Consider the following 23,584-nt stretch of genomic DNA (forward strand, 5'->3'; position numbering starts at 1 on the left):
GGAGCGTCGCTCACGCAGTGGTGATTGAATGTGCCATTCGAAGTTGATCCGGGTATCACGAACGCATGATTAAGCGCGGTCTTAGAAATCTGTTGTTGCTGGCCCTAGCCGCGTTGGGGGCAGGATATCTGGGGCGGTTCCATCCGGCAGGGGACAGTGTCGCCGTGTTCCGACCGCAAATTGCCCTGGCGATCCTGCTTCTGGCCGTGCTGCTTTGGGTGGCACGGGCACGGCGCTGGGCGGTTGTCGGAGGGGCTGCGGCGCTGATCGCCTTCGGCCCGATCTTCTGGATGAGCGGCGCGCTGAGTGCATCGGGCGGATCAGGACTGAGCCTGTATCAGAAAAACATGCGGTTTCGCGTCGAAGACCCCGGGCTTTTGGCGGCAGACATACTGGCCCGTCGCCCCGATTTCCTGACCTTGCAAGAGATCAGCGGCGCAAACATGGTGGTGTTTGATCCGCTGGAGGCGACCTATAAGGCGCGGCAGTTCTGCCCCTTCGCCACCGTGGGTGGCGTGGCGGTGGCCTCGCGCTGGCCGATGGTGCCGGGGTCGGGGTTCTGCGCCGAAGCCGATGGCCTTGCGGCGATGCAAGTGACCACGCCACGCGGCCCGGTCTGGGTGGTGTCGATCCATCTGCACTGGCCCTGGCCGAAAAGCCAACCGGCCCATATCGCGCGCCTGTCTCCGGTTCTGTCCAGACTTGCAAATGACGATAGCGGCGCGCCGCTGGTGATTGGCGGTGACTTCAACATGGTGCCGTGGAGCCATGCCATGACCCGGCTGACCGAGATCAGCAGGACCGAAAGGATCGGGCCGCCCCATGTGACTCTGACCAAGATGCGGGGCTGGATGCGGGTGCCGATTGATCATGTTCTGGTCAGTGGCGGCGATGGCAGCGTGCAGCGGCTGGAGCGGCTCGGCTCGGATCATTTCGGCTTGTTTGCACGCTTTGACTTGCCATTCGGTGCGTGAACGGGCTTGATCCGGGCGCCGCCCCGACAAAGTGTTGACCCACCTGTCTGACGGAGCATTCCATGGTCGAAATCTGCCAGTCAGCCCTGCCGATCCGCCCCTGGGAAGACGCGCGATTGACGCGACTTCCCGGCTTGCAGCCGATCGCACCGGGCGAATGGCTGGTGCAGGACGATGCCTATGCCGCGCAGATGGCCCATCGCATTGCGTTGATCCATTCCAGACGCGATGCCGTTCACAAGCTGAGCGAGGCTGCACGGCCCGCAGCCGAGGAATTGCTGGACACCGTTCTGGACGCGCTTGCAGTCAGTCAAGGTTTCGAGGTTTCCGATGAGAGGGTGACATGCCCGGACGGGCGCAACGTCGTGATTGACCGCGACGCGCCGCTTCTGACATGCGGGCACCTTGTGCAGGAAGATCTTGTTTTGATGCAGAAGCAAGGGGACGAACACGTTCTGACCGGGGCCATCCTGTGCTTTCCTGCCAGTTGGTCGCTTGAGGAGAAGTTCATGAAACCCCTGATCCGCATTCACAAGCCGGTGACGGATTATACACCGGATATCGCAAAACGCGTGCAACGCCTGTTCGATGGGATTCAGGTCGGACGGCCGATGTGGCGGGCGAACTGCCTGACCTATAATGATCCGGAACTGCACCAACCCCGGCGCGAAGTCGATCGGTGAGAGATGGCGCCGGACGGCCCCACATGGACCCGGGTCGAGCGTCAGGGGATGCGGCGTCTGCCGGTGACGGGGGCGGTGGTTTTTTCGATCCACACCTATGTCGTGCGCAATGAGGCGTGATTCGCGACCCGGCGACCGTTAACGGTAATGACAGAAGCATGGCGCCCCTCTGGCCTAAGCAAGGCATCCGATCCCCGATCGGTTGAACGGGTGTGATGGATGCCATCATTTGGTGCGAAAACCTGCCGTTTTCGTCAATTCAAGTCAAAATATCTTGAAAAATACGTGCTTTAGACTATCGCTGGACTGGAATTTAATCGTTGGTGAAGACGGCTTGTCGAAGCTGAGCCAATGGCGGCTTCGTTGGTCGGTAACTTGGTATGAAAGGTAAATAAGATGATCCGGACAGGTTTGGTTGTTCTGAGCATGGCTGTTGTGTTGTCGGGCTGTGGGCGGTCCAGTTATGAAAGCACACCCGTCGAAGTGAACACTCCGAAAGGGAAAGTGACCTGTCAGCTTTACACCCCCGAACGTGTACAATGGGACGAGGCTGTGGCGAAACCCGAAAGCATGTCGAAGAAGGAAGCTGACAATATCTGCATCGAGCGGGGCGCGAAGCAGTTGGAAGCCTATCGCGCGGCAGGCGGGCGCGTCTGATCCTTTAGGGGAAAAGCAAGCGGAAGAAATGTGGTCTGCGGAACGTTTCAGAATTTCAGAAAGTGACATGAAAAAGGGCGCCATCATCGGCGCCCTTTCTTTTGTTCAGTGTTGGGATCAGCAGCTGTAGTAAAGCTGATACTCGATCGGGTGCGGGGTTTGCTCATACGCATAGACCTCTTCCCATTTCAGGGCCAGGTAGCCTTCGATCTGATCCTTGGTGAACACGTCACCGGCCAGCAGGAAGTCGTGATCCTCTTTCAGGCTGTCGAGTGCTTCACGCAAAGAGGCGCAGACCGTGTCGATGCCTTCCAGCTCTTCCGCCGGCAGATCATACAGGTTTTTGTCCTGTGCAGGGCCGGGGTCAATCTTGTTCTTGATGCCGTCAAGCCCGGCCATCAGAAGCGCTGCAAAACACAGATAGGGGTTGGCGGCGGGGTCGGGGAACCGGGCCTCGACGCGCTTGGCCTTCGGGCTTTCGGTCCACGGAATACGCACGCAGCCCGACCGGTTGCGGGCCGAATAGGCGCGCAGGACGGGGGCTTCGAAGCCCGGGATCAGACGCTTGTAGCTGTTGGTCGACGGGTTGGTGAAGGCGTTCAGGGTCTTGGCGTGTTTCAGAATGCCACCGATGAACCACAGGGCTTCCTGGCTGAGGTCGGCGTATTTATCGCCAGCGAACAGCGGTTTGCCGTCTTTCCAGATCGACATGTTCACATGCATTCCGGTGCCGTTGTCACCCGCGATGGGTTTCGGCATGAAGGTTGCCGTCTTGCCATAGGCATGGGCCACGTTGTGAATGACGTATTTGTACTTCTGCAGCTCGTCAGCCTGTTTGGTCAGGGTGTCGAAGATCAACCCAAGCTCGTGCTGGCACGAGGCCACTTCGTGGTGGTGCTTGTCGGTCTTCATGCCAAGCTGCTTCATCGTGGTCAGCATTTCCGAGCGCAGATCCTGCGCGTCGTCAATCGGGTTCACCGGGAAATAGCCCCCTTTGACGCCCGGACGGTGGCCGGTGTTGCCCATTTCATATTCGGTGTCCGAATTCCACGCCGCATCCACCGCGTCCACTTCGAACGAGACCTTGTTCATGGTGTTCGAGAATCGCACATCGTCAAACAGGAAAAACTCGGCTTCCGGCCCCATATAGGCCACATCCCCGATGCCCGAGGATTTCAGATAGGCTTCGGCTTTTTCGGCGGTGCCACGGGGGTCGCGTCCATAGGCTTCGCCGGTGTCCGGCTCGACAATCGAGCAATGCAGACACAGGGTCTTTTCGGCATAGAACGGGTCGACATAGGCGCTGGCGCAATCCGGCATCAGTTTCATGTCCGAGTTTTCGATCGACTTCCATCCTGCGATGGAGGAACCGTCGAACATGAAGCCTTCTTCCAGGAAGTCTTCGTCGACAAGGTCGCAATCCACGGTGACGTGTTGCAGTTTGCCGCGCACGTCGGTGAAGCGGATGTCGACATAGGCGATGTCTTCATCCTTGATCATGGAAAGTACGTCAGTTGCACTCATTTCAAGTATCCTTTGGTTCGTGTCTTGTCTGGATGTTGGGTCAGATCGCGTCGTGGCCGGATTCACCGGTACGGATGCGAATGGCTTGTTCGACGGGGGTGACGAAGATCTTGCCATCGCCGATCTTGTCGGTCTTGGCGGCGTCGATGATCGCCTCGATCGCTTCGTCGACCTGATCTTCGGGCAGCACGACTTCGATTTTCACTTTGGGAAGAAAGTCAACGACATACTCGGCGCCGCGATACAGTTCGGTATGGCCTTTCTGGCGGCCAAACCCCTTGACTTCGATCACCGACAGGCCCTGCACCCCGATGTCCTGAAGGGCCTCTTTGACTTCATCGAGTTTGAACGGCTTGATGATCGCTTCGATCTTTTTCATCTGCATCCCCATCTGGCTCATGCGTGTTGCGACCCAAAGACCACTTTCCCGTGGGGGGGACAATTGGATAGGCTGGTGCAGGGCGGTGTGTTTCGGCCAATATCCAGTCGATTGCACAAAAATTAGGCGGTTGGTTGGAAATTTATGCACTTGTTGAAAGGCGACCCATGACGGAATTGCTGACAGCGGCCCAAATGCGGGCGATAGAGCAAGCGGCCATCGAGTCGGGCGCGGTCACCGGGCTTGAGTTGATGGAGCAGGCCGGGCGGGGAGTGGTCGAGGCCATCTTCGAGGAATGGCCTGAATTGGCGAGGGTGGACCGAGGGGCCAGCCCCTCGGGCTCCCCGGGATATTTGGCGCCAGAAGAAACAGGGAAGGTGTTCAGGGCCGTGGTGCTGTGCGGCCCGGGGAACAACGGTGGCGACGGATTTGTCGTGGCGCGGTTGTTGAAAGAGCGGGGCTGGGACGTGGAGGTGTTTCTGTATGGGGATGCGTCGAGGCTACCGCCAGATGCGCGGGTGAATTATGAGCGGTGGGCGGAGATGGGGGAGGTTGCACCTTGGGACGAAGGCCGCATTGCAGAGCGGGATGGTGATCTGTTCGTCGATGCGGTTTTCGGTGCAGGCTTGACCAGGTCACCGGAGGACAAAGTGCTTCGGCCGCTCGAAGGATTGTATGTTCGAGGGGCGACTTTCGGAAAAATGGTGGCGATAGATGCCCCGTCCGGGTTGTGCATGGATAGTGGTGTTGCCTTGTCGGCCAATTATGGTGCGGTTCGGGCTTTTTTGACAGTGACATTCCACAAAGCACGGATCGGTCATTTTTGCGGGGATGGTGAAACGTATTGCACGAAGCTGGCTGTGAAAGACATTGGTCTGGAGACCAGTTCGCCACGGTGTGAGCAGGCTGGTATCGGGAAGGTCAAGCTTCAGGATAGACCCAGCGGTCTTGGAAAACTCGGCGATGGTCATAAATACGCTCACGGCCATGCCATGATCCTTTCCGGCCCATCCGGTAAAGGGGGTGCGGCACGGCTGGCCGCGCGTGGGGCGCTGCGGATCGGGGCAGGGCTTGTCACCGTTGCGCCCACGCCCGGCGCGCTTCAGGAAAACGCGGCGCGGCTGGATGCGATCATGTTGTCTCCGGTTGGGGATGCACAGGCGTTGGAGGCGGTGTTGGCGGACGCACGGCTGAACGCGCTTTGCCTTGGCCCCGGATTGGGGCTGGAGCGGGCGCGGGACTTGGTGCCGGTGGCGTTGGCGGCGGGGCGCGCAACGGTTCTGGATGCGGATGCGTTGACGGCGTATGCCGATGCGCCGCAGGCATTGTTCGATATGTTGCATGAAAACTGTGTGCTGACGCCCCATGCCGGTGAGTTTGCGCGGCTGTTCCCGGATATTGCCGAGAAGCTGAACGCCCCGGCCACGAAAGGCCCGGCCTATTCGAAGGTTGACGCGACGCGCGAGGCGGCGGCACGGGCAGGCTGTGTGGTCCTGTTCAAGGGGCCGGATACGGTGATCGCGGACCCGGATGGAACGTGCGCGGTCAACCCGGCAGCTTATGAGCGGTCTGCCCCATGGCTGGCGACGGCCGGGTCAGGGGACGTGCTGGCGGGCTTCATCACCGGGTTGCTGGCGCGTGGGTTCGACCCGATGCAGGCGGCGGAATCGGCGGCGTGGCTGCATGTGGAATGCGCGTTGGAATTTGGTCCCGGCCTGATTGCGGAAGACCTGCCCGAGATGTTGCCGAGAGTGTTTCGTAAACTGGGTGTCTAGAAGCTGTGCTGCTTTTGCGCTGCGCCAAGCATTTGTAATCCGCCTGCGCGAAACAGGGCAGGCGTCTCGAAATGCAACTGGAACAGCGGAAGTTCGGCGTCCAGCTTCATGTGCCGGATCAGTTCTCCGTCAACCATCGCACAGACTGGCACCAGCGCCTGATTGCGCCTGAACATGGCGCGGGCCAGCCAACCCGAAACCTGTATGATCTGTTGCGATGCGAGGATCAGAGGGCTTTTTTGTCCGCCCCTTCGTCCTTCGATGAGCGCGTCGGGAGATATTCGACACAAAGCTCGCGCCGGGGCGACAGCCACCGTGATCGCCGATATGCGTGCGCTGCTGCCGTCAGCGGTGATGATGCGATCGCCAGCGGCAAGTGTTTCAATCAATCGGTTGCCGTGATGGGTCTGAATCACTGCGCCGGGGCCAAGGCCTGCGGTTGGGGGTGTGCTGCGCACATCTCCAGCCACCACGCCGCCCGGATAGGGGTTGGGTGCCATTAACGTCCTGCCTTCGTCTGTGGCCCGGTGTCCGGGCTCTGCTTTTGTGTTTTGCAGGCTAGCAAGGTCGCGGGCAAAAGCACTTGTTTTCTGGTCGCGTGCGTCTGCTCACTGGCAATCCTTCGCAGCCTGTGACCAATAGAACGCGATTTGGCACCCGTCGAAGGGCTTGGCGCGCGTTTTTCCTCTCGCATCCTGCCTATACTGGTGTTAGAAGGGCGCGAATTTGGGCGGCCCCTGCGAAACCAGTGCGGGCTGCCCACGGTTTTTGCGGGTGTGGCGAAATTGGTAGACGCACCAGATTTAGGTTCTGGCGCCGCGAGGCGTGGGGGTTCAAGTCCCTCCACCCGCACCATAGACGGAAAAAGGACGAGATGATGCAGGTCACCGAGACCCTGAATGAAGGTCTGAAACGCGGCTATAAGATTGTGGTTCCGGCCGCTGATCTGGATGCCAAAGTCAACGAAAAGCTGGTCGAGGCACAGCCCGAAGTCGAAATGAAGGGCTTCCGCAAGGGCAAGGTGCCGATGGCGCTGTTGAAAAAGCAGTTTGGTCAGCGCCTGATGGGCGAAGCCATGCAAGAAGCCGTTGATGGCGCCATGAACAAGCATTTCGAAGACAGCGGCGACCGCCCGGCGATGCAGCCCGACGTGAAGATGACCAATGAAGATTGGAAAGAGGGCGACGACGTTGAGATCGAGATGAGCTATGAGGCTCTGCCCGAGATCCCGGACGTTGACCTGAAAGGCATCAAGCTGGAAAAGCTGGTTGTGAAAGCCGGTGAGGCGGATATCGAAGAAGCGCTGGGCAGCCTTGCTGAAACCGCGCAGGATTTCAAAGACCGCAAGAAAGGGTCGAAAGCCAAGGACGGTGATCAGGTTGTGATCGACTTCTTGGGCAAGGTTGACGGCGAAGCCTTTGACGGCGGTGCGGCGGAAGATTATCCGCTGGTTCTGGGGTCGGGGTCGTTCATTCCCGGTTTCGAGGAGCAGCTGGTCGGTGCGAAAGCAGGCGATGATGTGGAAGTGAAGGTTTCCTTCCCGGCCGAGTATGGGGCTGAGAACCTGGCCGGCAAGGACGCTGTTTTTGAGTGCAAGGTGAAAGAGGTTAAAGAACCTGTCGCCGCCGAGATCAACGACGAGTTGGCGAAGAAGTTTGGCGCAGAAGATCTGGAGGCTCTGAAAGGGCAGATCAGTGAACGTCTGGAAGCCGAATTTTCAGGGGCCGCGCGCGCGGTCATGAAACGCGGGCTGTTGGATGCGTTGGACAAGCTGGTCGATTTCGACCTGCCGCCGTCGCTTCTGGACGCGGAGGCCAAGCAGATCGCGCATCAGCTGTGGCACGAGGAAAATCCTGACGTGCAGGGGCATGATCACCCCGAGATCGAACCGACGGAAGAGCACATCAAGTTGGCTGGACGCCGCGTGCGCCTTGGCCTGCTGTTGGCCGAGCTGGGCCAGAAGGCCGAAATCGAGGTGTCGGATGCCGAGATGACTCAAGCCGTCATGAACCAGGCGCGTCAGTACCCAGGTCAGGAACGCCAGTTCTTTGAATTCGTTCAGCAGAACCCACAGATGCGCCAGCAGATCCAGGCACCGCTGTTTGAAGACAAGGTTATCGACTATGTCTTTGAACTGGCCGAAGTGTCGGAAAAAGAAGTGTCCAAGGACGATCTTCAAAAGGCTGTCGAGGCGCTGGAAGAAGAATAAGACCGGCGCCGCCGTTCAAGGAGAAAGCCGCCCGATTGGGCGGCTTTTTTCGTTTGGGGGTGTCAGCCGGGGCGCAATCCGGTTTCGACCAGAAGACCCTTGCGCTTGGCTTCGTAATAATAGCCCTTGGCATACCACTTCATCGCCCCTTCGATGCTGCCACCCGACACGATGTAGGCACCGCGCAGGTATTTGCCCGCATATTTCAGGTTCACGTCCGGATTCAGAAGCTCTTTGGGCGGGCCGCGATGCCCCATGGTGCGGGCGGTTTGAGGCAGGATCTGCAGCAACCCCCAATAGGGTCCGTTGCGAGCCCATGGGCGATGGGTGCTTTCGCGCACGGCCTGTCGGTGCACAAGTTCGCGCGGGATCTGGTAGCGATCAGCCCATTTGTTGATCAGGCCGCGCAACTCGGGCGTTTCGTTGGGATAGAGCGGTGGGTTGAACGTCCCGCGCGCGCCGTCGGCTTCCTTTTTCTCGCTTCGTCTGCCGGAGCAGGCGCTTAGCGCGACGGCGGGCAGAAGGGCAAAGATCGTGCGACGGGAATATTCTTTCATGTCCAGATGTGTAGGCCGGATCATGAGAACCGCATAGCGCCTTCTCGTAGGTCGGCGGTTGCGTGCTGATCTGCAAGCGTAGGGTCTGGCGGAACAATCAGCCTTCTTGTGCGTTGAAATGTTAAAGGAGCCGAAAATGACCAATCAAAACCGTATTTCGTCACCTTCGACAAACCACGCAGATCACCCTGCGACAGAGAAACCGCCCGAACGTCTACAGCAGATGCAAGGAAGCTATGGCCGGTTTCTGGCGATGATCGTCACGTCGACCGTGGTGATGTTTGGCCTGATGTATCTGAACACTTACGCGATGGATCACGTCTTTTTCTTGCAAACCCGGATGTGGATGGCGCTTTACATGGGGGGCATGATGGCCATCGTGATGCTGGCGTTCATGTTGGGCATGTACACGAACCGGATTGCCAACATCGCGGTTTTGTCGGGGCGTTGATCGCTTTCGGTCTGGGGGTAACCCTGGTCCGGTCACAGGCCACGGTCGAAGACGTGGCGTGGATGAAAGCGATGATTCCGCACCATTCGATTGCGGTTCTGACCAGTGAGCGGGCGGATATTTCAGACCCTCGGGTGCGTGCGTTAGCAGATGCAATCATCGAAGCGCAGCGCAGCGAAATCGAAGAGATGAAACGCTATATCGCGGATATCGAGGCCAATGGCGATGCGCCAGCGGGCGCGCCGCGTATGACGCAGGGCGATTGATGCACGCGTGAACGAAAGGGAGTTCCATGGCACACATAGTCGACGTTGATGGCCCGGAAACTGCGCGGGCCAAAAGCCAAGGCGCGGAGTTGCGTGCCGCGCTTTACCGAATGGCGATGCCAGGGCATTTGTGTCCTTTTGGTTTGAAATCGAAGTCACTGTTGGAGCGGAAGGGATATGTTGTTGATGACAACTTGCTGGAGACACGCGAGCAAGTGGATGCCTTCCAGGCGGCGCATGATGTGGATGAAACCCCGCAGACCTTCATCAATGGCGAGCGGATCGGGGGCTATTCTGATCTGAAGGAGCATTTTGGGTATCGCGTGCTGGGCGAAGACGACACGACCTATCAGCCGGTCATCGTGATCTTTGTGGCAACGGCGCTGATGGCCTTGGCAATTGTTCTGAACCTGTATGACGGGTTTCTCTTCCTTACGTGGCTGAAGTGGTTTTTCGCATCCTCGATGGTGGTGCTGGCAATCCAGAAGCTGCGCGATGTGGAAGCCTTCGTGAACGGGTTTCTGGGCTATGACCTGCTGGCGCGCCGTTACGTACCTTATGGCTACGCCTATCCCTTTGCCGAGCTTTACACCGGCGTCGGGATGATGGCGTTGATCGGCACCGGCAGCGCACTGATCTGGTTGGTGGCGCCAGTGGGCATGTGCATCGGGACGATCGGGGCGACCAGCGTGATCAAGGCGGTCTATATCGACAAGCGGGAACTGACCTGCGCCTGCGTGGGCGGGGGGTCAACCGTGCCGCTTGGGGCTATTTCATTGACCGAAAACCTTGTGATGCTGGGCATGGGGGTCTGGATGCTGGGTGCGTGGATGGCGAGTTGATCCGCCTGTCGTGACCCGATCGATCACACGGAACGAAAAAGGCCGCCCCGAACAGGGCGGCCCTTGATCTTTCCGACAAGAAAGGGATCAATCCTCTTTCTCGGCCTCGTCAGTGGCTTCAGCTTCTTCTTCGACGGCTTCGGCCAGGTCTTCGTCTTCCGACGCGGCTGCACCGATGTCGTCGAACAGTTCGGCGATCTCGAACTCGGCTTCGGCCTCGGCTTCAGCGGCCAGTTCCTGGATCGACTTGCCCGAGGCTTGCAGTTCGGCTTCTTCGGCAGAACGGGCGACGTTCAGCTGAATCTCGACCTCGACCTCGGGGTGCAGGACGACATGCACGGCGTGCAGGCCCAGTTCCTTGATCGGGGCTTTCAGGGCGACCTGTTTCTTGTCGACGGTGAAGCCGGCTTCGGTGGCAACGTCAGCGGCGTCACGCGGGGTGACAGAGCCGTAAAGCGCGCCAGCGTCTGAGGCGGAGCGAATCACGACGAACTGTTCGCCGTCCAGTTTCGCGGCCAGGGCTTCGGCTTCTTTCTTGGTTTCCAGGTTGCGCGCTTCCAGCTGCGCTTTCTGGGCTTCGAAATTGGCGATGTTGGCGTCGGAGGCTGACAGGGCCTTGCCCTGGGGCAGAAGGAAGTTGCGGGCAAAGCCCGGCTTCACGTCGACGACATCGCCCATCTGGCCAAGTTTGGCCACACGTTCCAGAAGGATAACTTGCATGATCAGATCTCCTTACTTCACGGCATAGGGAAGCAGGGCGAGGAAGCGGGCGCGTTTGATGGCGCGCGACAGTTCGCGTTGCTTCTTGGCCGACACAGCGGTGATCCGCGAGGGGACGATCTTGCCACGCTCGGAGATGTAACGCTGCAGAAGGCGCGTGTCTTTATAGTCGATCTTCGGCGCGTTGTCGCCCGAGAAGGGGCATACTTTGCGACGGCGGAAAAATGGTTTGGCTGCCATGGGTTAGATCCTTTCGAACTTAGCGGTCACGGCCACGGCGGTCGCCGCGTTCGTCACGCTTTTGCATTTGGATCGACGGGCCTTCGGCGTGTTCGTCAACCTTGATCGTCAGCGTGCGCATCACGTCATCGTGCAGGCGCATCAGGCGTTCCATTTCCTGAACGGCCGGTGCAGGCGCGTCGGTCTTCATGAACGCATAGTGACCCTTGCGGTTCTTGTTGATCTTGTAAGACATCGTCTTGACGCCCCAATACTCGCTGTCAACGACTTTACCGCCGTTGTCGGCCAGCACGGTGCCAAAATGTTCGATGAGGTTTTCAGCTTGCGTATTGGACAAGTCCTGACGCGAGATGAAGACATGCTCGTAAAGCGGCATGTGAGCTCCAGTTCTATTTTCAGGCGCGCTTCAAAGGATGGGGCTTCACCTTTCCGCCCCCATCCACGAGAGGCCACGCGGTTCTCAGACACACGGAAAGGACGGTGCCTTATACACGTCTGCGCCCATGGTGCAAGGCTGATTCCGGCTTGTGTGCCGGTCTCGTGATACCCGTGCAGCGTTCCGGCCCGGATCCCTGCATTTGCCCGCGAATGACCAGACCTGCGCCCTAATCCCGTCACAGTTGCGTGGGAGCGTTCGAATACAGGGAGGGCGTCGGTCCGGGTACGGAAATCGCACGGTTGATCCCGGTGATATTGAACTGAAATGGGCGGCACACGGATGCAGGGCAATATTGAGAATATCAAGTCTTCGGAAACAACCGAACAGGGCAAGGGCGGACCAGGGGTCGTGCAGACTCCGTGGGGGTATCGTTTAAGCGCGATTGGCACAGAGGCGGGGCTGTTGCGGCTGACACATGCAGCGGGACGGTTCGTCGGTCTGGTGCTTCTTTTGATCATTGCAGGCGTCTGGTCTTTTTCGGCCGACACGTTTGCCGATCCGTTGACCATGGCGATGAAGCTTGGCCTGACGGGTCTGTTGTTCGTGGTGGGCTGGATGCTGTTCTGGTATGGCCGCGACGCGCGTCAGGTCGAAGCGCAGGTTGATCTGGATGGCTGTGAATTGCGGATCGGGTATCGGGACGGTTTGAACCGGTTCCGGCACGAAACGCGCATTCCCTTCGCGGATATCGGATCATTTCTGATCCTGCGCAACGACGACAACCCGGAAGATGCAGCGCTCTATGCGCGGATCGGCAGCGGCATGGACGCCTATGAGGTCATCGCGGGGCCCGAGGCGGCGTTGGAACGCATTCAGGCACGGCTTGTTTCGGACCTGACCGGCGAGCGGCGCAGACGCGATCCGAGAAACCGCAGGATCGCACGGGTGACGGGCAATGCCATTTCGCTGGCGCGGGTATCGGCCCCGTAAGCGACACTCAATTACAGTTGGATCGGTACGGCGTGCGTCTTGTCAGGCGGGCGCCGATTTTCATTTCCGGCAAAGCGATTGCGCCAAACGTCCCTGCGCGCTATGCCCTTTGGGAAAGGCATGACAACAGGAGAGCCCATGAGCCGCGCATTCGTATTCCCCGGGCAGGGCGCCCAAAGCATCGGAATGGGCAAGGCCCTTGCTGACGCATATCCAGCGGCGAAGGCCGTGTTCGACGAGGTTGACGAGGCGCTTGGCGAAAAGCTGTCCTTGCTGATCTGGGAGGGCGAGCAGGAGGCCTTGACGCTGACGCAGAATGCGCAGCCAGCGCTGATGGCCACGTCGCTTGCCGCGATGCGGGCATTGGAGGCGGAAGGCGTTTCTGTGGCGGCAGCGTCCTTTGTCGCGGGCCATTCGCTGGGCGAATACTCGGCGCTGGCGGCGGCCGGCACATTTTCGATTGCCGACGCGGCCCGGTTGTTGCGTGCACGGGGCAAAGCCATGCAAGAGGCCGTGCCCGTAGGGGTCGGGGCGATGGCGGCTTTGCTGGGGCTGGATTTTGAAACAGCCGAAGCCGTGGCCTTGGAAGCAGCACATGATCAGGTCTGCCAGGCGGCCAATGACAATGATCCGGCACAGGTGGTTGTGTCCGGCCACAAGGAGGCGGTCGAGCGCGCCGTCGAAATCGCCAAGGCCAAAGGTGCGCGACGCGCGGTATTGTTGCCGGTCAGTGCACCGTTTCACTGCGCCTTGATGCAGCCCGCTGCGGAAGCGATGGCAGAGGCGTTGTCGCATGTTGAGATGAAAGCGCCTGTCGTGCCATTGGTGTCGAATGTGCGGGCGCGCGCGATTTCCGATGCAACCACGATCAGGTCGCTGTTGGTTGAACAGGTCACAGGCTCGGTGCGCTGGCGTGAAAGCGTGGCGTGGATGGCTGAACAGGGTGTGACCGAGATCTGGGAAATTGGTGCAGGAAAGGCCTTGTCAGGCATGATCCGGCGCATTGCAAAAGATGTCGAAACGCGCGCGGTTGGCGCCCCGGACGATGTCGCCGCTGCGGTGGCGGCGCTGAACGGGTAGGCAGTTTCAGGAGATTTCGAAATCTGCTGTCAGTCCCGTCGCGGGGAATGGCACCTGTAAAGAGATGAAGAAGGAAATATAAATGTTTGATCTGACTGGAAAGAATGCGCTGGTCACTGGGGCGTCGGGCGGCATAGGTGGGGCGATTGCCACGGCTCTTCACGGTGCCGGGGCGACTGTGGCGTTGTCCGGCACTCGTGTGGAACCGCTTGAGGCTCTGGCCGCAGAGTTGGGCGAGCGGGCGCATGTACTGCCCTGCAACCTGTCGGATGGCGACGCCGTGGATGCGCTGCCCAAGCAGGCGGTCGAGGCGATGGGATCGGTGGACATACTGGTTAACAACGCCGGGATCACCCGCGACCAGATTTTCATGCGCATGTCCGATGAGGAATGGGATAGCGTGATCAGCGTCAACCTGACCTCGACTATGCGTCTGTGCAGGGGTGTCATGCGCCCGATGATGAAAGCCCGTTGGGGGCGGATCATCAACATCAGCTCGATCGTTGGGGCGACCGGCAACCCGGGGCAGGTAAATTATGCCGCGTCTAAGGCAGGGATGGTCGGGCTGACCAAATCCATCGCCTATGAGGTGGCCAGCCGCGGCATCACGGCAAACTGCGTCGCACCCGGGTTCATTGCAACCGCGATGACCGACAAGCTGACCGACGACCAGAAAGACAAGATCAACGCGCAAATCCCCGCCGCACGGATGGGCACGCCCGAAGAAATCGCGGCCGCCGTGCTGTACCTTGCCGCACCCGAGGCAGGATACACCACCGGGGCGACGATCCACGTGAATGGCGGAATGGCCATGTTGTGACAAGGGGGGCGGGTGAACAGCACCCGGTCACCTGACCTATTGAAGGTCTAAAGCGTTTGCCTATCTAATGCGATGTGCTATAGGCGGCGCATGTTTTTCTCCAACATACCTTTCGGGGTGGGGGATGTCGGTGTTACACACCGAAAACTAAGTGGCCCATCCCGGGTCTATCGAAAAGGGCCAAGCGCCTGAAAAAACGTGAGGATTTATCATGAGCGACGTCGCAGATCGCGTGAAGAAAATCGTTGTTGAGCACCTGGGTGTTGAAGAGGACAAGGTCACGGAATCGGCCTCGTTCATTGACGACCTTGGCGCCGACAGCCTGGACACCGTTGAACTGGTGATGGCCTTCGAAGAAGAGTTCGGCATCGAGATCCCGGATGATGCTGCCGAGACCATTCAAACCTTCGGCGACGCCGTGAAATTCATCTCGGAAGCCGTATAAGGTCACGAGACTTTCTAATTCCAGAAACGGCCCGCTACATGGCGGGCCGTTTTTTTGTGCGGATTTGATACCGTGCGCCGTTTTCAGCACGCATTGAGCCGAATTTGGTCACGCTTGCGGGGATATGGTACTGTTTCACTAAACCATTGATGGTTTGGCGAAGGAGGCGATCCATGATCATCTATCCGACACTTGAGTTGCAGAACGGGCGGTGTGTGACGCTGCATCGTGGGCGGCTGGAAGAGCCGTCGATCTGGCATGTGGATCCGGTCGAGACGGCACAGGGTTTCGCCGAGGCTGGGGCTGAATGGATTCATATCACCGATTTCGATGCGGTGGATGGCAAGGGCGAAAACGCGGCCCTGATCGAACGGATCATTGAACAGGCGGGTTGTTCGGTCCAGATTGCCGGGGGCATCCGCACCCGCGACATGGTTGAAAACTGGATCGAGAAGGGAGCCGGGCGCGTTGTGCTGGGCTCCATTGCGGCGCGTGATCCTGATATGGTGAAGGAGCTTGCCAACAGACATCCCGACCAGATCGTTCTGGCTGCCGATATCTGGCAGGGCCAGCTGATGACCGACGGCTGGCGCAACCCGGTGGCCATCACGCCCGAGGATTTTCTGGCGTCCTATGCGGATGTGCCGTTGGCCAGTGTGCTGATCACCGACATTGACAGCGACATTGATCAGCCGGATGCGCAGCTTGGGCTTCTGAGTGGTTTGGCTGGCAAGACCCGGCATCAGGTCATCGCTGCCGGGACGGTCCACGAACTTGATGATGTGGCGCGCCTGAAATACATCCCCAACATTGCGGGCACGCTGATCGGGCGGGCCTTGTTTTCGAAGTCTGTTGATCTGGCTCAGGCCTTGGCAGTGGCGCGCCCCGAGCCAGAACGCCGTGCAGAGTTTATCTGAGCCCTGTAAGTGCAAGACCCGGACCGGTGACACGATGGGATCGCGGTTTTCCCTGCGTGTCACCGGACGGCCTGCGATCGGCAGCTTTTACCGGACAGGCCGAACGCCTCTTGCCCCTAAACCCTTCGCCGCGCTATCAAGCGTGGGATGAAAGACTTCCTGAGAAAGGGCAGTAGAATGCGTCGAGTGGTCGTTACAGGTCTGGGCATGGTGTCCCCCCTTGCATGTGGGGTCGAGGAAACATGGAAACGTATACTTGACGGGCAGTCGGGCGCTGGCCCGATCACCAAGTTCGATGCGTCGCGTGTGACCACGAAATATGCCTGTGAAGTTCCGCTGGGCGACGGCACGGATGGCACGTTCAACCCGGATGACTGGATGGAGCCGAAAGAGCGTCGGAAGGTGGATGACTTCATCCTCTATGGCCTGGCGGCGTCGGAAATGGCCGTGAAGGATGCCGGCTGGATGCCCGAGGACGAGGAAAGCCGGTTGCGCACAGGTGTGATGATCGGGTCGGGGATCGGCGGGCTGGCGACGATTGCCGAAACTTCGATTCTGCTGAACGAGCGCGGGCCGCGCCGCGTGTCTCCGTTCTTTATTCCCGGATCGCTCATCAACCTGATCTCGGGTCAGGTGTCGATCAAGTTCGGCTTCAAGGGGCCGAACCATTCTGTTGTCACCGCCTGTTCGACCGGCGCACATGCCATTGGTGATGCCACGCGTCTGATTCAGACCGGCGATGCGGATGTGATGATCGCCGGTGGCGCCGAGGCGGCGATTTGCGAGCTTGGGATTGCCGGGTTCAATGCCTGCAAGGCGTTGTCCACCAAGGCCGGGGACAACCCGCAAGCGGCCAGCCGGCCTTATGACGTGGACCGCGATGGCTTTGTCATGGGCGAAGGGGCGGGCATTGTCGTGCTGGAAGAATACGAACATGCCAAGGCGCGGGGCGCCAAGATTTACGCCGAGGTTCTGGGCTATGGCCTGTCGGGCGATGCCTATCACATCACCGCCCCGTCCGAAGATGGCGATGGGGGCTTCCGCGCGATGAAAGCCGCTCTGGCGAAGGCGGGGCTGGAGCCGTCGGCGATTGATTACATCAATGCGCATGGAACCTCGACCATGGCGGATACGATTGAACTGAGCGCGGTTGAGCGCCTGTTGGGCGATGCGGCTGAGAAGGCGACGATGAGCTCGACCAAAAGCTCGATCGGCCATCTGCTGGGGGCTGCGGGCGCGGTCGAGGCGATTTTCTGCATCCTTGCGCTGCGCGACCAGATCGCGCCACCGACGATCAACCTGGACAACCCGGCGGTCACGCCGAAACTGAGCCTTGCCGCCAACAAGGCCGAGAAGCGTGAGATCAACACGGTTCTGTCCAACAGTTTCGGGTTTGGCGGCACCAATGCCAGCCTGATCATGGGCAAGGTCGCTGACTGATGTGGCGCAACATCGCGTCGAATGCGCTGAGCCTGTTCGTGGTCATCATGATCGTCGCAATCGGGATGATCGCATGGGGTAAACGGCAGTACACCGGTGCCGGTCCGCTGACCGAAGCAATCTGTTTGCGCGTTGAGAAAGGGTCGAACTTTTCGCGCGTGACAAATACCCTGACCGAACAGGGTGCAATTTCAAATGCGACGATCTTTCGGTTGGGCGTCGAGTATTCCGACAAGAAATCCCAGCTGAAGGCCGGGTCGTTTCTGGTGCCAGAGGGCGCGTCGATGGAAGAAATTGTCGATGTGGTGACACGCGGCGGAGCGTCGACCTGTGGCACCGAAGTCGTATACCGGATCGGTGTTCTGGCGGCCGAGGTTCAGGTGCGCGAACTGGACCCCGCCACGCAGGAATATGAAATCACGGCCGAGTTCAACCCGGCCGAACAGGACACCCCCGTGCCCGAGACCTATCAGAAGGTGCGCAATGAAAGCGATACGCGCTATCGCATTGCGCTGGCCGAAGGAGTGACAAGCTGGCAGATCGTGGACAGTCTGAACCATGCCGATTTTCTGGACGGCGAGGTGGCTGAGGTGCCCGCCGAAGGCACGTTGGCGCCGGACAGCTATGAAGTGAAGGCGGGCGCAGACCGGGCGGCACTGCTGGCGGACATGCAGGCGGCTCAGTCGGCCATCCTGGCGGCAGCATGGGAAGCACGTGCGCCGGATCTGCCCTATGACAGCCCGGAAGAGGCGCTGATCATGGCGTCGATCGTGGAAAAGGAAACCGGCGTGGCCGAAGAGCGGCGTCAGGTGGCCAGCGTGTTCGTAAACCGGTTGAACCAAGGGATGCGCCTGCAAACGGACCCGACGGTGATTTATGGTGTCACCAAGGGACAGGGGGCTTTGGGTCGGGGATTGCGACAAAGCGAGCTGCGCTCGGAGACGCCTTATAACACCTATGTCATCGACGGTTTGCCGCCCACTCCCATCGCCAACCCGGGCAAAGCGGCGATCGAGGCGGCGCTGAACCCGGATGACACGGATTTCATCTTCTTTGTGGCAGATGGCACGGGTGGGCACGCTTTTGCCGAAACACTGGAAGAACACAACCGCAACGTTGCCAAGTGGCGCGAGATCGAAGCCGAACGGGCGAACCAGTGATCTGGTAAACAAAACATGACCTTGCCGGACGGTGTTGCGGTATGGCGGTTTGACAGAACGCACGGTCGCCCGTAGGGTCTGACTTACGCTAGAAGACGTGACTTCAACGGCCTTGGGCACCCGCCCGGGGCCGTTTTTTCATGTCGCTCGTGCGGAGACGAGCATGAGAGGCAAACATAATAATGACAATGATCACGCCCTTGGGGAAGGACGCGGCTTCGGAAGAGTACCTGAAGATCGCGGACGCGTTTTTTCTGCGCGTTTTGAAAGAGCTGGACCGCCAGTTGAGCGCGGCGGAACTGGCCGATTGCGAGACCACACCGGGATTGGCGAAAGCCGTGACCGAGGTGCGCCGTGCCATGCAGACAGTATTCGAGGAAAGGAAACGACTTGAACAAAGTGGTCAAACCGCCTTTGGCGGGGCGGGAGCGGGGGCTCTCGACCTTGCTGAGGCCCGAGATGAAATCGGGCGCCGACTGGCTTGCCTGCGCGACGCAAGAAGAGCGCGAGAGCTTCCTGAATGATCTGAGTGACGGGGCGTTGGCAGCGCTTCCGTATCTGTTCGAGTTCTGGGCGCTGGATCACCAGCTGCCCCCGGATGGCGACTGGCGCTCGTGGGTGATCATGGGGGGGCGCGGCGCGGGGAAAACCCGCGCCGGGGCGGAATGGGTGCGGGCCGAGGTCGAAGGGTCCAGTCCGCTGGACCCCGGCCGGTCCCACCGCGTGGCATTGGTCGGAGAAACCATCGACCAGGTGCGCGAAGTGATGATATTCGGCGACAGCGGCATACTGGCGTGCTCGCCGCTTGACCGGCGGCCTGAGTGGCAGGCTGGGCGGCGACGCCTGGTCTGGCCCAATGGGGCGGTGGCGCAGGTGTTTTCGGCGCATGAGCCGGAAAGTCTGCGCGGTCCGCAATTCGATGCGGCCTGGGTGGATGAACTGGCCAAGTGGAAGAAGGCCGAGGATACATGGGACATGCTGCAATTCGGATTGCGGCTGGGCGATCACCCACGGCAATGCGTGACCACGACACCACGCAATGTGGGGGTGTTGAAGGCGATCCTGAACAATCCGACGACGGTGACGACACAAGCCCCTACGGAAGCCAATCGCGCCTATCTGGCAAAGAGCTTCCTGGACGAGGTGCGCAGCCGCTATGCCAATACCAGCCTTGGACGGCAGGAGTTGGACGGCGTCTTGCTTGAAGATGTCGAGGGGGCTTTGTGGACCGTTGCGGGGCTGGATGCGGCGCGCATTACAGGCGATTTGCCAGAGTTCGACCGCATCGTGGTTGCTGTTGACCCGCCGGTGACGGGCCACAAAGGATCGGACGCCTGTGGGATCGTGGTGGCGGGTGTCATGGCCCAAGGCGCACCGGGCAATTGGCGTGCCGTGGTGCTGGAGGATGCCAGTGTCTCGGCGGCCAGCCCGACACAATGGGCGGAAGCGGCGATTGTGGCGATGCAACGCCACGGTGCCGACCGTTTGGTGGCCGAGGTCAACCAGGGCGGAGATCTGGTGGAGAGCGTGATCCGGCAGATCGACCCGACTGTGCCGTTTCGGGCGGTGCGCGCCACGCGTGGCAAATCGGCCCGCGCCGAGCCCGTTGCGGCGCTATATGAGCAGGGGCGTGTGTCCCATGCCGCCTCGATGCCTGCGCTGGAAGACGAGATGTGCCGCATGACGATGCAAGGATACGAGGGCAAGGGAAGCCCCGACCGCGTTGATGCGCTGGTTTGGGCCCTGCACGAGTTGATCATCGAACCCGTTGCCAAATACCGCCATCCGCAGGTGCGTTCGCTTGGTTAAACTGTTTTTTAACCTTGGATGTCAGAGTGCAAAACATCGAAAGGCAGGGTCCAGAACGGTAACGCTCAAGCGACCCTGACCTGACCATCACTGAGACGAAAGTTTCGCCGACCGGCGCTGCGACAGGCAGGCGACCGGGCGGGACAGATTTGCCGGGGAACCTTCCCCAACAAGGACAGAACGCGAGGAGCATCCGCCCATGGTATTCGACTTTCTCAAGCGGGGTGACGCAGCACATATGGCGGCACAACCGACCGAAACCAAAGCCTCGGCGACGGGTCCGGTCATTGCCTATGGGGGCGCGGGCCGGGTGGCCTGGAGCCCGCGTGATGTTGTCAGCCTGACCAAAACGGGCTTTGCCGCCAATCCGGTCGGCTTTCGGTCGGTCAAACTGATTGCCGAAGCCGCTGCCGCGCTGCCGCTGGTCTTGCAGGATGAAAGCCAGAGGTTCGACACCCACCCGCTGCTTGACCTTCTGGCACGCCCAAATGCCGCGCAGGGCCGGGCCGAGCTGTTCGAAGCCTTTTTCGGGCAATTGCTGCTGACCGGCAACGGGTATTTCGAGGCTGTTTCCAGGCAGGATGGGCTGCCGGGTGAGTTGCATGTGCTCCGGTCCGACCGGATGAGCCTCGTGCCCGGGGCGGATGGCTGGCCGGTGGCTTATGATTATACGGTCGGCGCGCGCAAGCATCGGTTTCACGTGGGGGAGGGCACGACCCCGATCTGCCATGTGAAGGCCTTCCACCCGCAGGACGATCACTACGGACTGTCGCCCTTGCAGGCGGCCGCTACGGCGATCGACGTGCACAATGCGGCCAGCCGCTGGTCGAAAGCCCTACTGGACAACGCCGCGCGACCATCGGGCGCCATTGTTTACAACGGGGCCGATGGGCAGGCGCAGCTGAGTGCGGATCAGTATGATCGCCTGCTGGCCGAGATGGAGACCCATCACGTAGGTGCGCGTAATGCCGGGCGGCCGATGTTGCTGGAGGGCGGGTTGGACTGGAAACCCATGGGATTCAGTCCCTCGGACATGGAATTTCAGAAAACCAAGGAAGCCGCCGCGCGCGAGATCGCGCAGGCCTTCGGGGTGCCGCCGATGCTGATCGGTATTCCGGGCGATGCGACCTATGCGAACTACCAGGAGGCCAGCCGGGCGTTTTATCGCCTGACCGTGGTGCCCTTGGTGTCGCGGGTCGCGGCCAGTGTGGGCCATTGGCTGGCCGGGTTCACGGGTGAAACGGTGATCCTGAAACCTGACCTGGATCAGGTGCCGGCTCTGGCCGCTGAACGGGATCAGCAATGGCGCCGCGTGGCTGACGCCAGTTTTCTGTCAGATGCCGAGAAACGCAGCCTTCTGGGCCTGCCGCCCCTGACATCCGACAACGCATAACCAACGAGGAAAAGCAGATGAGCGATTTCCGGCCCGATCTTGGGCTTGAGCACAAATTCGTCAAGTTGGGCGAAACGTCCGAAGTGGACGAGGGCATTCTGATCGAAGGCTATGCCAGCTTTTTCGATCAATGCGACACGGGTGGCGATATTGTAGCCCCCGGCGCCTATGGCAAATCCCTGCGTGCGCTGAAGGCAACGGATCGCGGCGTGAAGATGCTGTGGCAGCACGACCCGGCACAGCCTATCGGCGTCTGGGACGAGGTGCGCGAAGACGCGCGGGGCCTTTATGTCAAGGGGCGCATTCTGACCGATGTCGCCAAGGGGCGGGAGGCCGCTGCGCTGATCGAAGCGGGTGCGATTGATGGACTGTCCATCGGTTATCGCACCAAGCGGGCCACCAAGAACGACAAGGGCCAACGGCTTTTGACCGAGTTGGAGCTGTGGGAGGTGTCGCTTGTCACCTTCCCGATGCTTCCGACGGCGCGGGTGGGGGCGAAAGGCGATCTGCCTGCCGTTCACAATACCGCCCTGCGTGAACTGGCCGCTTCGATCGACGAAGCGCGCCATATGCTGGCCCGATATCGCCGTGCCAGCGATCTGACCCTCTGAAAAGGACACACACATGAGCAAGACCGAGACGAAGGCTCTGGGCCAGTCGGCCGCGACGGACGCCACACCGGCCGCCGAGGTGAAGACCGCGCTGGCTGGCTTCATGAGCGATATCAATGCGTTTCATGACGATATTTCCATCAAACTTCAACAACAGGAAGAGCGACTGACCATGCTGGATCGCAAAACAAACTTCACCTCCAAGTCCCCTGCGGCGCGTCCGCATCTTGCCGCCGCTGCCGATCTGGAAGCCCCGCATCAGAAAGCGTTTGAAGCGTATCTGCGGTCGGGTGACGATGACGGGCTGCGCGGTCTGGAACTGGATGGCAAGGCCATGTCGACAGCGGTTGCCGGGGACGGTGGCTATCTGGTCGATCCGCAGACCGCCGACACCATTCAGAGCGTTCTGAAATCCACCGCGTCGCTGCGCGCCGTGGCGAATGTGGTGAATGTCGAAGCGACCTCGTATGACGTTCTGATCGACCATTCCGATGTCGGCTCGGGCTGGGCCACGGAAACGGATCCTTCGGTCGAGACCGGCACGCCTTCGATTGAGCGGATCACCATTCCGCTGCACGAGTTGTCGGCCTTGCCCAAGGCGTCGCAGCGTCTTCTGGACGACAGCGCGTTCGAGATCGAGACCTGGTTGGCGGGCCGGATTGCAGACAAGTTCGCTCGCGCCGAAGCCGGGGCCTTCATTTCGGGGGACGGGATCGACAAGCCCAAGGGTATCCTGGCACATCCCACCGTCGATAATGACATCTGGACTTGGGGCAATATCGGTTACATCGTGACCGGCACGTCGGGCGATTTCGACGCCTCGAACCCGGCGGACGCGATCATTGATCTGGTCTATGCGCTGGATGCCGAATACCGCGCGGGTGCGAAGTTCGTGATGAACTCGAAAACCGCCGGGGCTGTGCGCAAGATGAAGGATATGGATGGCCGCTTCCTGTGGTCGGACGGTCTGGCTGCCGGGGAACCCGCGCGTCTGCTGGGTTATCCGGTTCTGATCGCCGAAGACATGCCGGACATTGGCACCGACGCGACCCCGATTGCCTTTGGTGACTTCGGGGCGGGCTATACGATTGCCGAACGTCCCGACACCCGCATCCTGCGTGATCCGTTCTCGGCCAAGCCGCATGTGCTGTTCTATGCGACCAAGCGTGTGGGCGGCGATGTCAGCGACTTCGCGGCGATCAAGCTTCTGAAGTTCTCGGTCTCGTAAGAGCCTGAACCCGAGCTCCGCATTCTGCCGTCTGG

26 protein-coding genes, 1 tRNA gene and 1 pseudogene are annotated in these 23,584 nt (G+C 60.1%); 21 read left to right on the forward strand and 7 right to left on the reverse strand.

Annotated elements, in window-relative coordinates:
* Positions 1–65 precede the first annotated feature (65 nt).
* The 3 genes and pseudogenes from MUY21_RS07090 to MUY21_RS07100 all read left to right on the forward strand — a co-directional run bounded on the left by MUY21_RS07090 (position 66) and on the right by MUY21_RS07100 (position 2,314).
* Entirely contained in the window at positions 66–974 is a 909-nt protein-coding gene (locus MUY21_RS07090; protein WP_248409636.1) for an endonuclease/exonuclease/phosphatase family protein, read from the forward strand.
* Between the two features lie 62 nt (positions 975–1,036).
* Positions 1,037–1,777 (forward strand): annotated as a pseudogene (locus MUY21_RS07095) (DUF3445 domain-containing protein).
* A gap of 276 nt (positions 1,778–2,053) precedes the next feature.
* Positions 2,054–2,314: a hypothetical protein gene (locus tag MUY21_RS07100; RefSeq protein WP_248409637.1), complete on the forward strand. Its 261-nt coding sequence runs from the start codon at positions 2,054–2,056 to the stop codon at positions 2,312–2,314.
* A 117-nt stretch (positions 2,315–2,431) separates the two neighbouring features.
* On the opposite strand, the gene glnA is transcribed toward MUY21_RS07100, so the two are convergent.
* Together glnA and MUY21_RS07110 are read right to left on the reverse strand one after the other, a co-directional pair.
* The gene (gene glnA / locus MUY21_RS07105; RefSeq protein WP_248409638.1) at positions 2,432–3,838 is read right to left on the reverse strand and encodes a type I glutamate--ammonia ligase; all 1,407 of its coding nucleotides are present in this window, start codon (positions 3,836–3,838) and stop codon (positions 2,432–2,434) included.
* A 40-nt stretch (positions 3,839–3,878) separates the two neighbouring features.
* Complete coding sequence (locus tag MUY21_RS07110; RefSeq protein WP_191284680.1) at positions 3,879–4,217, reverse strand: P-II family nitrogen regulator; 339 nt, start codon at positions 4,215–4,217, stop codon at positions 3,879–3,881.
* 167 nt (positions 4,218–4,384) lie between these two features.
* Between MUY21_RS07110 and MUY21_RS07115 the strand changes: the two genes are divergently transcribed.
* Entirely contained in the window at positions 4,385–5,992 is a 1,608-nt protein-coding gene (locus MUY21_RS07115) for an NAD(P)H-hydrate dehydratase (RefSeq protein WP_248409639.1), read from the forward strand.
* Here the strand turns inward: MUY21_RS07115 and MUY21_RS07120 are convergent.
* Complete coding sequence (locus MUY21_RS07120) at positions 5,989–6,492, reverse strand: Hint domain-containing protein (RefSeq protein WP_248409640.1); 504 nt, start codon at positions 6,490–6,492, stop codon at positions 5,989–5,991. The genes MUY21_RS07115 and MUY21_RS07120 overlap by 4 nt on opposite strands.
* 270 nt (positions 6,493–6,762) lie before the next feature.
* Here MUY21_RS07120 and MUY21_RS07125 point away from each other — a divergent pair.
* Positions 6,763–6,847, forward strand: a tRNA-Leu gene (locus MUY21_RS07125).
* Positions 6,848–6,869: 22 nt separating this feature from the next.
* The gene (tig, locus tag MUY21_RS07130; protein WP_248409641.1) at positions 6,870–8,201 is read left to right on the forward strand and encodes a trigger factor; all 1,332 of its coding nucleotides are present in this window, start codon (positions 6,870–6,872) and stop codon (positions 8,199–8,201) included.
* A gap of 62 nt (positions 8,202–8,263) precedes the next feature.
* Here tig and MUY21_RS07135 read toward each other — a convergent pair whose 3' ends face one another.
* Entirely contained in the window at positions 8,264–8,782 is a 519-nt protein-coding gene (locus MUY21_RS07135; RefSeq protein ID WP_248409642.1) for a lytic transglycosylase domain-containing protein, read from the reverse strand.
* A 112-nt stretch (positions 8,783–8,894) separates the two neighbouring features.
* Between MUY21_RS07135 and MUY21_RS07140 the strand changes: the two genes are divergently transcribed.
* The 3 genes from MUY21_RS07140 (at position 8,895) to MUY21_RS07150 (ending at position 10,317) form a co-directional block, all read left to right on the forward strand.
* Entirely contained in the window at positions 8,895–9,209 is a 315-nt protein-coding gene (locus MUY21_RS07140; protein WP_248409643.1) for a hypothetical protein, read from the forward strand.
* Positions 9,206–9,475, forward strand: a complete 270-nt coding sequence (locus MUY21_RS07145; RefSeq protein WP_248409644.1) for a DUF305 domain-containing protein — start codon at positions 9,206–9,208, stop codon at positions 9,473–9,475. Before MUY21_RS07140 ends, MUY21_RS07145 begins: the two co-directional genes overlap by 4 nt.
* A 110-nt stretch (positions 9,476–9,585) precedes the next feature.
* Complete coding sequence (locus MUY21_RS07150; RefSeq protein ID WP_248410028.1) at positions 9,586–10,317, forward strand: glutaredoxin; 732 nt, start codon at positions 9,586–9,588, stop codon at positions 10,315–10,317.
* Between the two features lie 87 nt (positions 10,318–10,404).
* Here the strand turns inward: MUY21_RS07150 and rplI are convergent, their stop codons facing one another.
* The 3 genes from rplI to rpsF are packed head-to-tail and all read right to left on the reverse strand — an operon-like array spanning position 10,405 to position 11,653.
* On the reverse strand, positions 10,405–11,037 hold the full coding sequence (gene rplI, locus MUY21_RS07155; protein ID WP_248409645.1) for a 50S ribosomal protein L9: 633 nt from the start codon (positions 11,035–11,037) through the stop codon (positions 10,405–10,407).
* Between the two features lie 12 nt (positions 11,038–11,049).
* The gene (gene rpsR / locus MUY21_RS07160) at positions 11,050–11,277 is read right to left on the reverse strand and encodes a 30S ribosomal protein S18 (RefSeq protein ID WP_068246410.1); all 228 of its coding nucleotides are present in this window, start codon (positions 11,275–11,277) and stop codon (positions 11,050–11,052) included.
* A 19-nt stretch (positions 11,278–11,296) separates the two neighbouring features.
* Positions 11,297–11,653, reverse strand: a complete 357-nt coding sequence (rpsF, locus tag MUY21_RS07165) for a 30S ribosomal protein S6 (RefSeq protein ID WP_191284674.1) — start codon at positions 11,651–11,653, stop codon at positions 11,297–11,299.
* Positions 11,654–11,995: 342 nt separating this feature from the next.
* Between rpsF and MUY21_RS07170 the strand changes: the two genes are divergently transcribed.
* The 12 genes from MUY21_RS07170 to MUY21_RS07225 all read left to right on the forward strand — a co-directional run bounded on the left by MUY21_RS07170 (position 11,996) and on the right by MUY21_RS07225 (position 23,549).
* Positions 11,996–12,646: a hypothetical protein gene (locus tag MUY21_RS07170; RefSeq protein ID WP_248409646.1), complete on the forward strand. Its 651-nt coding sequence runs from the start codon at positions 11,996–11,998 to the stop codon at positions 12,644–12,646.
* A 138-nt stretch (positions 12,647–12,784) separates the two neighbouring features.
* Positions 12,785–13,726: an ACP S-malonyltransferase gene (gene fabD, locus MUY21_RS07175; protein ID WP_248409647.1), complete on the forward strand. Its 942-nt coding sequence runs from the start codon at positions 12,785–12,787 to the stop codon at positions 13,724–13,726.
* An 82-nt stretch (positions 13,727–13,808) separates the two neighbouring features.
* Positions 13,809–14,546 (forward strand): 3-oxoacyl-[acyl-carrier-protein] reductase, encoded by a 738-nt coding sequence (gene fabG, locus MUY21_RS07180; protein ID WP_191284671.1) that lies wholly within the window; start codon positions 13,809–13,811, stop codon positions 14,544–14,546.
* A 211-nt stretch (positions 14,547–14,757) separates the two neighbouring features.
* Positions 14,758–14,991: an acyl carrier protein gene (locus tag MUY21_RS07185; protein ID WP_091430496.1), complete on the forward strand. Its 234-nt coding sequence runs from the start codon at positions 14,758–14,760 to the stop codon at positions 14,989–14,991.
* 173 nt (positions 14,992–15,164) lie between these two features.
* On the forward strand, positions 15,165–15,908 hold the full coding sequence (locus MUY21_RS07190; RefSeq protein WP_248409648.1) for a 1-(5-phosphoribosyl)-5-[(5-phosphoribosylamino)methylideneamino] imidazole-4-carboxamide isomerase: 744 nt from the start codon (positions 15,165–15,167) through the stop codon (positions 15,906–15,908).
* A 177-nt stretch (positions 15,909–16,085) separates the two neighbouring features.
* A complete protein-coding gene (gene fabF / locus MUY21_RS07195; protein WP_248409649.1) occupies positions 16,086–17,348 on the forward strand; it encodes a beta-ketoacyl-ACP synthase II in 1,263 nt (420 codons plus the stop codon).
* Positions 17,348–18,508, forward strand: coding sequence for an endolytic transglycosylase MltG (gene mltG / locus MUY21_RS07200; RefSeq protein WP_248409650.1), 1,161 nt, complete (start codon positions 17,348–17,350; stop codon positions 18,506–18,508). The genes fabF and mltG overlap by 1 nt, the downstream gene beginning before the upstream one ends.
* A 182-nt stretch (positions 18,509–18,690) precedes the next feature.
* On the forward strand, positions 18,691–19,032 hold the full coding sequence (locus MUY21_RS07205; RefSeq protein WP_191284667.1) for a permease: 342 nt from the start codon (positions 18,691–18,693) through the stop codon (positions 19,030–19,032).
* The gene (locus tag MUY21_RS07210) at positions 18,968–20,317 is read left to right on the forward strand and encodes a terminase family protein (protein ID WP_248409651.1); all 1,350 of its coding nucleotides are present in this window, start codon (positions 18,968–18,970) and stop codon (positions 20,315–20,317) included. The genes MUY21_RS07205 and MUY21_RS07210 overlap by 65 nt, the downstream gene beginning before the upstream one ends.
* A 199-nt stretch (positions 20,318–20,516) precedes the next feature.
* Positions 20,517–21,710 carry a phage portal protein gene (locus tag MUY21_RS07215; protein ID WP_248409652.1) on the forward strand — a complete coding sequence of 398 codons (1,194 nt, stop codon included), beginning with the start codon at positions 20,517–20,519 and terminating at the stop codon, positions 21,708–21,710.
* 17 nt (positions 21,711–21,727) lie between these two features.
* Entirely contained in the window at positions 21,728–22,321 is a 594-nt protein-coding gene (locus tag MUY21_RS07220; protein WP_248409653.1) for an HK97 family phage prohead protease, read from the forward strand.
* A 13-nt stretch (positions 22,322–22,334) separates the two neighbouring features.
* Complete coding sequence (locus tag MUY21_RS07225; protein WP_248409654.1) at positions 22,335–23,549, forward strand: phage major capsid protein; 1,215 nt, start codon at positions 22,335–22,337, stop codon at positions 23,547–23,549.
* Positions 23,550–23,584: the final 35 nt, after the last annotated feature.

Source organism: Aliiroseovarius sp. S2029 (assembly GCF_023195575.1).
Taxonomy (GTDB): domain Bacteria; phylum Pseudomonadota; class Alphaproteobacteria; order Rhodobacterales; family Rhodobacteraceae; genus Aliiroseovarius; species Aliiroseovarius zhejiangensis.